8 protein-coding genes are annotated in these 8,929 nt (G+C 72.4%); 5 read left to right on the forward strand and 3 right to left on the reverse strand.

Features of this window, described 5'->3' with window-relative positions; genetic code table 11:
* A partial coding sequence (locus ACWDX9_RS54990) for a BTAD domain-containing putative transcriptional regulator (RefSeq protein ID WP_449970496.1) occupies positions 1-2,748 on the forward strand: 2,748 nt, incomplete at its 5' end.
* A 7-nt stretch (positions 2,749-2,755) separates the two neighbouring features.
* Here the strand turns inward: ACWDX9_RS54990 and sulP are convergent.
* Positions 2,756-4,420 carry a sulfate permease gene (gene sulP / locus ACWDX9_RS54995; protein ID WP_449970499.1) on the reverse strand — a complete coding sequence of 555 codons (1,665 nt, stop codon included), beginning with the start codon at positions 4,418-4,420 and terminating at the stop codon, positions 2,756-2,758.
* Positions 4,421-4,493: 73 nt separating this feature from the next.
* On the opposite strand from sulP, the gene ppk2 reads away from it, so the two are divergent.
* Complete coding sequence (gene ppk2, locus ACWDX9_RS55000) at positions 4,494-5,288, forward strand: polyphosphate kinase 2 (RefSeq protein WP_449970502.1); 795 nt, start codon at positions 4,494-4,496, stop codon at positions 5,286-5,288.
* Here ppk2 and ACWDX9_RS55005 read toward each other — a convergent pair whose 3' ends face one another.
* A complete protein-coding gene (locus tag ACWDX9_RS55005; protein ID WP_449970505.1) occupies positions 5,289-6,263 on the reverse strand; it encodes a GlxA family transcriptional regulator in 975 nt (324 codons plus the stop codon). It abuts the gene before it with no gap.
* A gap of 122 nt (positions 6,264-6,385) precedes the next feature.
* Between ACWDX9_RS55005 and ACWDX9_RS55010 the strand changes: the two genes are divergently transcribed.
* Complete coding sequence (locus ACWDX9_RS55010) at positions 6,386-7,192, forward strand: ion transporter (RefSeq protein WP_449970508.1); 807 nt, start codon at positions 6,386-6,388, stop codon at positions 7,190-7,192.
* A gap of 19 nt (positions 7,193-7,211) precedes the next feature.
* On the opposite strand, the gene ACWDX9_RS55015 is transcribed toward ACWDX9_RS55010, so the two are convergent.
* The gene (locus ACWDX9_RS55015; protein ID WP_350737993.1) at positions 7,212-7,484 is read right to left on the reverse strand and encodes a GlsB/YeaQ/YmgE family stress response membrane protein; all 273 of its coding nucleotides are present in this window, start codon (positions 7,482-7,484) and stop codon (positions 7,212-7,214) included.
* A gap of 174 nt (positions 7,485-7,658) precedes the next feature.
* On the opposite strand from ACWDX9_RS55015, the gene ACWDX9_RS55020 reads away from it, so the two are divergent.
* On the forward strand, positions 7,659-8,276 hold the full coding sequence (locus tag ACWDX9_RS55020) for a DUF305 domain-containing protein (protein WP_449970511.1): 618 nt from the start codon (positions 7,659-7,661) through the stop codon (positions 8,274-8,276).
* Between the two features lie 243 nt (positions 8,277-8,519).
* A partial coding sequence (locus ACWDX9_RS55025; protein WP_449970514.1) for an isocitrate lyase/phosphoenolpyruvate mutase family protein occupies positions 8,520-8,929 on the forward strand: 410 nt, incomplete at its 3' end.

Genomic DNA, 8,929 nt, shown 5'->3' on the forward strand with positions numbered 1-8,929 from the left:
GCCGGCGCCGGCACGGACGCCGCCGGCGCGGCGGATCTCCTCGGCCGCGCGCTGGGGCTGTGGCGCGGCCCCGTGCTGGCCGGCGTTCCGTCGGAGTCGCTGCACCGTGACGAGGTGCCGCCGGTCGTGGAGGAGCGGCTGCGGGCCGTCGACCGGTGGTTCCAGCTCGGCCTGCGGCTCGGCCGCGACGACGAGATGGTCAAGGTGCTCAAGGAGGCGACCGCGGAGCATCCGTTCCACGAGCGGCTGTGGGCGCAGCTCCTGGTCGCGCTGCATCGGTCCGGCCGCCGGGCGGAGGCGCTGGAGACGTACCGGAGCGTCGTCGCCCTCCTGCGCGACGAGCTGGGCGTCGACCCCGGCCAGGAGCTGGTCCGCCTGCACTCCGCCATCCTGGCCGGCGACCCCGAGGTGGCGCGCGTGCTCGATGACGGCCACCTCCCGCCGGCCTCTCGGCCGGACGACCCGCCGCCGGGCCCGGTACGCCCGCGGCAGCTCCCCTCCGACCTCGCCTCCTTCACCGGGCGCCGCGACGAGCTCGCGGCCCTGAACGCCCTCCTCGACCGCGAGGACGCTCACGCGTCGCCGCCGATCGTGATCGCCGCCGTCAGCGGGATGGGCGGAGTGGGCAAGACGGCGCTGGCCGTGCACTGGGCGCACTCGGTCGCCGACCGGTTCCCCGACGGCGTGCTCCATCTCAACCTGCGCGGCTTCGGCCCGGGCACGCCCGTCGAGCCCCATGCCGCGCTGGAGCTGCTGCTCAACGCGCTGGGCGTGGTCGGGCAGCGGGTTCCCAAGGAGACGGACGCCCGCTCGGCGCTGCTGCGCAGCGTGCTGGCCGGGCGGCGGGTCCTGATGCTGCTCGACAACGCCCGCGACGCGGCCCAGGTGCGTCCGCTGCTGCCGGGCTCGCGCTCGTTCGTGCTGGTCACCAGCCGCAACCAGCTGCGCGGCCTGGCCGTACGGGAGGGGGCGCGGCCCCTCGTGCTCGGCCGGTTCTCGCCCGGCGAGTCGACCGCCCTGCTGACCGCGATCCTCGGCCCGGAACGGATCGGCGCCGAGCCGTGGGCCGCCGCCGAGCTGGCCCGGTCGTGCGTCCACCTGCCGCTGGCGCTGACGATCGCGGCCGAGCACGCGATGTACCGCCCGGACAGCCCGTTGCAGAGCCTGGCCGAGGAGGTGCGGGCCCAGCGGACCCGGCTGGACGCGCTGGACACCTCCGACGACCACGAGGCGAGCGTGCGGGCGGTGCTCTCCTGGTCGTACCTGGCGCTGGAGCCGCCGGCGGCCCGGATGTTCCGCCTGCTGAGCCTGCATCCCGGTCCCGACGTCGGCCCGGGGGCGGCGGCCGCGCTGGCGGGCGTCCCGGTCGCCGAGGCGCGGCGGCTGCTCGACCTCCTGGCCGACCGGTCGCTGCTGGAGAGGCCCAGCCGTGAACAGGGCCGTGAACAGGGCCGGGAACGGCACCGCTTCCACGACCTGCTCCACGCGTACGCCGCCGAGCAGAGCGCCCTCGCGGACGGCGCGGCCGAACGGACGGCCGCCGTCCGTCGCGTGCTGAACTGGTACCTCCACACGGCGAGCCGCGCCGCGGACCTCGTCGAACCCACCCGGAGACGCTTCCCCGACGTGATCGACCGCGCCCCCGCCGAGCCGCCCGCGCTGGAGGGCCCGGAAGGCGCGCTGATGTGGGTGGAGGAGGAACGGGCCGGCCTCGTGGCGGCCGTCGCGCTGTCGGCCGAGCACGGCTGGGACGACTTCACCTGGCGGCTGGCCCATGCGCTCTGGCGGTTCTTCCTCATTCGCGGGCACGTCCGCGACTGGATCGACACGCATCTCCGGGCGCTCGACGCCGCGCGCGACACCGGCGACCCCCGCGTCCTGGCCGAGACGATGAAGAACCTCGGCTTCGCGTACTGGCGGGCCGGGCACCTCTCCGAGGCGCTGGACCACCACGGCCGGGCGCTCGTCCTCGACCAGGAGAGCGGCGACGGCTGGGGCGAGGCCAAGACGCGCAACCATCTGGGGTTCATCCACGACCGCGCGGGCAACTTCGCCGAGGCGCTGCGCCAGCAGCAGCGCTCCCTCGCCCGCTACCGGGAGGCGGGCGACCTGTGCGGCCAGGGCCGCGCGCTCGTCGGCATCGGCAACGCCTACCGCCAGCTCGGGCACCACAGCGCGAGCATGGTCCACCTGAAGAGGGCGCTCGCCATCACCTGCGAGATCGGCGACCGCTGGGGCGAGAGCCTGGCCCTCACCGCCATGGGCTTCACCCGCCTGACCGGCGGCTACGGCGCGGAAGCCACCCGCCCTCTCTACCGGGCCCTCACCATCTCCCGGGAGATGGGCGACCGCTGGGGGGAGAGCATGGCCCTCATCGTGATCGGCCTCGGCCTGCTGATCAACGGCGAGTACGGGGACCCGTCCCACCCGCTGTGCCAGGCGCTCGCCATCTCCCGCGAGATCGGCGACCGCTGGAGCGAAAGCCTCGCGCTCACCGCCATGGGGTTCGCCAGCCTGGCCTCGGGACGGAACGCGGAGACCACGCGCTACCTCCGGCGCGCTCTCACCGTCAGCCACGAGATCAGATGCATCGCCGGCGCCGACGACCTGCTCCACGAGGCGTTCCGCACCGCCATGCCGCGGGCCGGCCACCAGACGCTCGTCTCCACGCTGTCGTTCCACACCCGCCTGCAACTGAGGCTGGCCGCCGTGGACGCCCCTCGCGCGCTCGGCCCGTCCCCGCGATGAGCGCTGATCAGGGCGCTTCGCGCTCCCACTGCCGGTAGGCGGCGACCGCGGTCGGGAGGGTGGGGAAGAGCCGCTGCTCGCCGACCGTGGCGGTCAGGCCGTAGGCGTCCAGGTACGTGCGCAGGTCCTGCTTGACCCTGGCCATGGCGAAGACGATGCCGCGCCGCTCCAGCTCCTGGCGCAGGGAGTCGACGGCGTCCAGGGCGGTGATGTCCACCTCGACGTTGGCCTCGGCGTTCAGGACGAACCAGCGGACGGGGGTGTCCTGCTGGTCGACGGCGGCCAGGGCGCGGCGGTGGAAGTCCTGGGCGTTGGCGAAGAACAGCGGCGAGTCGTAGCGGTAGATCACCAGGCCGGGGATGGTGCGGGCGGCCGGATAGTCGTCGATGTCGTGCATGCCCGCCAGGCCCGGCACCACGCCCAGGATCGCGTCATGCGGGCGGGCCACCCGGGCGAGCATCTCGGCGACCGACAGGGCCACGGCCAGCAGGATGCCGTACAGGATGTCGAAGATCAGGACCCCGGCGAAGGCGCCGAGGGCGAGCAGGAGCTCGGTGCGGCGGAAGCGGGCCAGCCGCACGAAGTCGGGCAGTGAGACGAGCCGGGTGGCGGCGTACACGACGATCGCGCCGAGGGCGGCGGTGGGGAAGTCGGCCAGCAGCGGCCCGGCGAACATGAGCACCGCGACGACGGCGACCAGGCAGATGAGCGAGTACAGCTGGGTGCGGGCGCCGGCCGCGTCGGCGAGGGCGGTGCGGCTGCCGCTGCTGCTGACCGGGAAGCCGTGCAGCGCGCCCGCGCCCAGGTTGGCCGCGCCCAGCGCGAGGAGCTCCTGGTTGGCGTCGACCTCCTGGTGGTGGCGGGCGGCGAAGGAGCGGGCGGTCAGCATGTTGTCGCTGTAGCCGACGAGGAAGACGCCGACGGCGGGCAGCAGCAGGTTCTCCAGCGGGGGCAGCGAGGGGGCGGGCAGCCCGGCGGGGATCGCGCCGACCACCTTGATGCCCCGCGCCTCCAGGTGGAACACGGTCACGCTCAGCGTGGCCAGCAGCACGGCGAGCAGGGGCGCCGGTGCCGCGGGCAGCCGCCACTGCAGCAGGAACAGGAAGGCGAGCACGGCGGCCGCCATGATGACCGTGCCGGGATGGGCGTGGGGCAGCAAGCGGACGAAGGACGACACCTGGTCGATCAGGGACTCTCCCGTCACCGGGGCGCCGATGAGCTTGCCGAGCTGGCTCGCGATCATGATGACGGCCACGCCGGCGAGGTAGCCGACCAGGATCGGCCTGGACAGCAGGTCCGCGACGAAGCCCAGCCGCAGCAGCCGGCAGCCCAGGCAGAGCAGGCCGACGATGAGGGCCAGCGAGGCGGCCAGGGAGGCGTATCCGGCCGGGTTCCCGGCGGCCAGGGGGCCGATGGCGGTGGCGGTCATCAGCGCGGTGGTCGACTCGGGCCCGACCGACAGCTGGCGGGAGGAGCCCAGCAGGGCGTACAGGGCCAGCGGGGCCAGGATCGCCCACAGCCCGGTCACCGGCGGCAGCCCGGCCACGGTGGCGTAGGCCATGACCTGGGGGACGAGGTAGGCGGCGACGGTCAGCCCGGCGAGCAGGTCGCCACGCAGCCATGCGCGCCGGTAGGCGGTCAGGGTGGCCAGGCCGGGCAGAAAACGGATCACGCACGAGGATGGCGCATGATGGCACGCGGGCGCCAGCATCACGCGCCCTGACCGGTGGAGGGAGTCCGAAGGCATGAGTTCTGACGGGTTGCGGCGCAAGCCTTACGAGAAGCGGCTGCTCCAGTTGCAGGGTGAGCTGGTGAAGCTGCAGGAGTGGGTGAAGGCGGAGGGGCAGCGGGTGGTCGTGGTCTTCGAGGGGAGGGACGCGGCGGGCAAAGGGGGCACGATCAAGCGGGTCGCCGAATATCTCAACCCGCGCGTGGCCAGGATCGCGGCGCTGCCCGCACCCACCGAGCGGGAGCGGACGCAGTGGTACTTCCAGCGGTACGTGGAGCACCTGCCGGCCGCGGGGCAGATCGTGCTGTTCGACCGGAGCTGGTACAACCGGGCCGGGGTGGAGCGGGTCATGGGGTTCTGCACGCAGGAGGAGTACACCCGTTTCCTGCACCAGTGCCCGATCTTCGAGCGGTTGCTGGTGGAGGACGGGATCCTGCTGCGCAAGTACTGGTTCTCGGTGAGCGACGACGAGCAGGAGCGGCGGTTCCGGTCGCGGCTGGAGGATCCGATGCGGCGGTGGAAGCTGTCGGAGATGGACCTGGAGTCGATCACGCGGTGGGAGGAGTACTCGCGGGCCAAGGACGAGATGATGATCCACACGCACATCCCCGAGGCGCCGTGGTACGAGGTGGAGAGCGCGGACAAGCGGCGGGCCAGGATCAACATGATCTCCCACCTGCTGTCCACGATCCCGTACGAGGAGGTGCGGCGGGCGCCCCTCAAGATCCCGCCGCGGCCCGCCCCCAGCGGCTACCGGCGGCTGCCGCGGGTGGAGACGCCGGTCCCGGACGTGACCGGAGACCCCACCTGATCAGGGGCCGGGCTCGCGTCCGACGGCCCTGGAGCGGAACTGCGACGGCGAGACGCCGGTCCACGCCACGAACGCCTGCCGTAAGGACTCGGCGGAGGTGAACCCGCACCGGCGGGCGATGGCCGCGACCGGCTCGCGCGATCCGGCCAGCAGCTGGGAGGCCGCCTCCAGCCGCGCGTCGCGGACCAGCCGCGACGGGGTCCGGCCCACGTGCTCGACGAACAGCCGGCTCAGATGCCGCTCGCTCACCCCGGCGAGCGCGGCCAGCCGGGGGACGCTCAGGTCGCCGGTGAGGTTGCTGATCACGTGGTCGATGACCCGCCGGACCAGGGCCTGGTCGGAGCGCGGCATCCGGTTGAACAGGCTCACCTGCGCCTGGTTGCCGGGGCGCTTCAGGTAGGCGACCATGCCCATGGCCACGCGGCGGGCGAGCTCGGCCCCGTGGTCCTCCTCGATGAAGGCCAGCGTGAGGTCGAGGGCGGCGGTGACCCCGCCCGACGTCGCGACCGCGCCGTCCCGGATGAAGATCGGCGCCGGGTCGACGTCGACCCGCGGGTAGCGCGCGGCGAGCTGCCCCGCGTAGTGCCAGTGCGTGGTGGCCCGGCGGTGGTCGAGCAGCCCGGTGGCGGCCAGCACCGTCGCCCCGGTGCACACCGACGCGACCCGCCGCGACAGCCCGGCGAGCCGCAGGACCTGGCTGACGAACCGGGGGTTGGCGGCGGCGGCCGCGTGTCCCCGCCCGCCGGAGACGACCAGGGTGTCGATCGGGCCGTCCATCCGGTCGATCCGGTGCTGCCCGGACAGCTCGAGCCCGGAGTCGCAGCGCACGGGCCGGCCCATCGGCGTCGCGAACACCACCTCGTACGCCGGGTCGGCGCCCTGCTGGTTGGCGTGGTCGAACCCGGTCGTCACGGACGCCACGTCAACGAGCTCGATGCCGTCGTAACCGATCATGACGATCAGCCGTGCCACCATGGCCACATCGTACGGGTGCGCCGCTCGCCACGGCGATCCCGGACCTCCGGCCCAGCCGGCGCGGGCGCCGCGGCCCACTACGATGATCAATAATTGTGGTCGTCACCTGGGGGCGGTAGAAGTTGTCAGGGCCAGAACGCGTTCGTGCCGTCCTGGAGAGCAAGCTCGTGCAGCGGGCCGTGATCGCCGTGATCGTCATCAATGCGATCACCATCGGATGCGAGACGAGCGCTGACCTGATGGCGCAGGTCGGCGGGTTGCTGCACGCCGTCGACCGGATCGCGCTGGCGATCTTCACGGTCGAGATCGCCGCCCGCCTGTACGCCTACCGCAAGTCGTTCTTCGCCGACCCGTGGAACTGGTTCGACGCCGCCATCGTGGGCATCGCGCTCGTCCCGGCCTCCGGGCCCACGTCGGTGCTGCGGTCGCTGCGCATCCTGCGGGCGCTGCGGCTGGTCTCGGCGGTGCCCAGCATGCGGCGCGTGGTGGGCGCGCTGCTGACCGCCATGCCCGGGATGGCCTCCATCATCGGCCTGCTGGTGCTGATGATCTACATCGCGGCGGTGATCTCCACGAAGCTGTTCGGGGAGCTCGTGCCCGACCGGTTCGCCGATCTGCCGGCCTCGCTGTTCACCCTGTTCCAGATCATGACCGGCGACGACTGGGGCAACGTCGCGCAGGAGGTGATGGAGCACAAGCCGTGGGCGTGGGTCTTCTTCATCGTCTACATCCTGATGTCCACCTTCGTCGCGCTGAACCTGTTCATCGCGGTGGTGGTCAACGCCATGCACGAGACGGAGCCGTCCCCGGCGGAGACCCGCGCGCAGGCGGAGCTGGAAGAGGTGAAGCAGGAGCTGGCGGCGGTCAACGCCAAGCTCGACCAGCTGCTGACGCGCGAGCCCACGCCCGCGGGCGGCAAGGGCCCCTGACGGGGGACGGCTGCCGTCGCTACCTTCGCCGCTTGCCGCCGTAGAGGCCGACCGTCAGCGAGACGCCGAGGGCCGCCAGGGCGACCTGGATGGCGAGCTCGATCCAGTCGACGCCGCCGGTCTCGGCGACGCCCAGAACGGAGGCGATCGCGGTGCCGACGAGCGCCGCGACGACGCCGATCGCGATCGTCAGCCAGATGGGGATGCGCTGCCGCCCCGGGATGACCAGCCGCCCGAGGGCGCCGATCACGATGCCGATGATGAGTCCGGAAATGATGCCGGTGATCGCCATGCTGAACTCCCCGACGCTCGGTGGTCCGTCTGTCCCGCACAACGAACGCGCTCCGCGGCCGGTTCCTGACGCTCGCAGCACGGTAGCAACGGCCCTTCCCGGGGAACATATGGCCAGGTCAGCCCCGCGTAGACGGCTTGGGCTGACGTGCTGAAATCGGGGGGTTCAGCGGCGATGACCACAAAACCAGCGGCAGTGCACGGCGTCTCACTGGCCACGTCCTTGGCGGTGGGGGCGTTCGTCCTCGCCGCCTGCGGCAGTAGCCCGGCGCGGCGGGACACGACCATGATGTCCGGAGCCGTGCCGGTCGCGACGGCGAGCGCTCAGTCGAAACCCGCTTTCGACGACGCCGACGTGATGTTCGCGCAGATGATGATCGCGCACCACCAGGAAGCCATCGAGATGGCCGAGCTGGCCACGACGCGGGCAACGTACGAGGAGACCAAGGAACTGGCGGAGAAGATCAAGTCCGGGCAGCAGCCGGAGATCGAGACCCTGCAGGGCTGGCTGAAGGAGTGGGGCAAGACCACGCCGATCGGCGAGGCGGGGCATGAGGCGGCGGCCGGCATATCCGACGCGAACATCAAGACACTGCTGGACGCCCGGGGCTCGGCCTTCGACAAGGAGTTCCTCACGATGATGGCCGATCATCACGAGGAGGCGATCGCCATGGCGCGGGTCGAGCGGAAGCACGGGAAGAGTTCGAAGGCGAAGAAGCTGGCCGATCGGATCATGAAGGAACAGCAGGCCCAGGTGACGCAGATGAAGAAGCTCATCGCCCGGATTCCATGACGCGAGGGTCTCGACCGGGCGGGAGGTCACGGGGTGACCGGCCTCGCGTCCGGGCGGGGGACGCTGGTCGGGGCGCGCGGCGGGGGAGTTGCCCGTCGGTCGCGCCCTGACTGTTTTGAGGTCGCGTGCGCTCCGGTGGGCAGCGGCACGGTCACAGCGGGATGTCCGGATATGGCCAGACCTGAGCCTGTGGCGCGGAAGATCCTTTGGTGTCCGTAGAGCTGCTTCGTCAAGGAGATCCGCATGACGCCGACCACGGTCACCCAGGCCGCCCGGTTCAGAGACCTGCACGAGGGCACGGTCCTCGTGCTCCCCAACGCCTGGGACGCCGCCTCCGCCGCCTTGATCGAGGCCGCGGGCGCGCGGGCGATCGCGACGACCAGCGCCGGCGTGTCCTGGGCCAACGGGGCGCCGGACGCGGAAGGGCTCGGCAGGGAGCGGATGGTGGCCGCCGTCTCCGCCATCGTGGCGGCCGTGACGGGCCCGGTCACCGCCGACATCGAGGGCGGGTACGGCGACGTCGCGGGCACCGTTCGCGCGGTGATCGAGGCCGGCGCGGTCGGCGTCAACCTCGAGGATTCCCCCGGCCTCGACGGCGCGCCGCTGCTGTCACCCGGTGACCAGGCCCGGCGCATCGCCGCGGCGCGGGCGGC

It is taken from the genome of Nonomuraea sp. NPDC003201 (genome assembly GCF_053590415.1).

Coding starts and splice junctions, on each gene's coding strand:
- ppk2 (WP_449970502.1), top strand. CDS start 4,494: ATGAGTTCTGACGGGTTGCGGCGCAAGCCTTACGAGAAGCGGCTGCTC.
- ACWDX9_RS55005 (WP_449970505.1), bottom strand. CDS start 6,263: ATGGTGGCACGGCTGATCGTCATGATCGGTTACGACGGCATCGAGCTC.
- ACWDX9_RS55015 (WP_350737993.1), bottom strand. CDS start 7,484: ATGGCGATCACCGGCATCATTTCCGGACTCATCATCGGCATCGTGATC.
- ACWDX9_RS55020 (WP_449970511.1), top strand. CDS start 7,659: ATGACCACAAAACCAGCGGCAGTGCACGGCGTCTCACTGGCCACGTCC.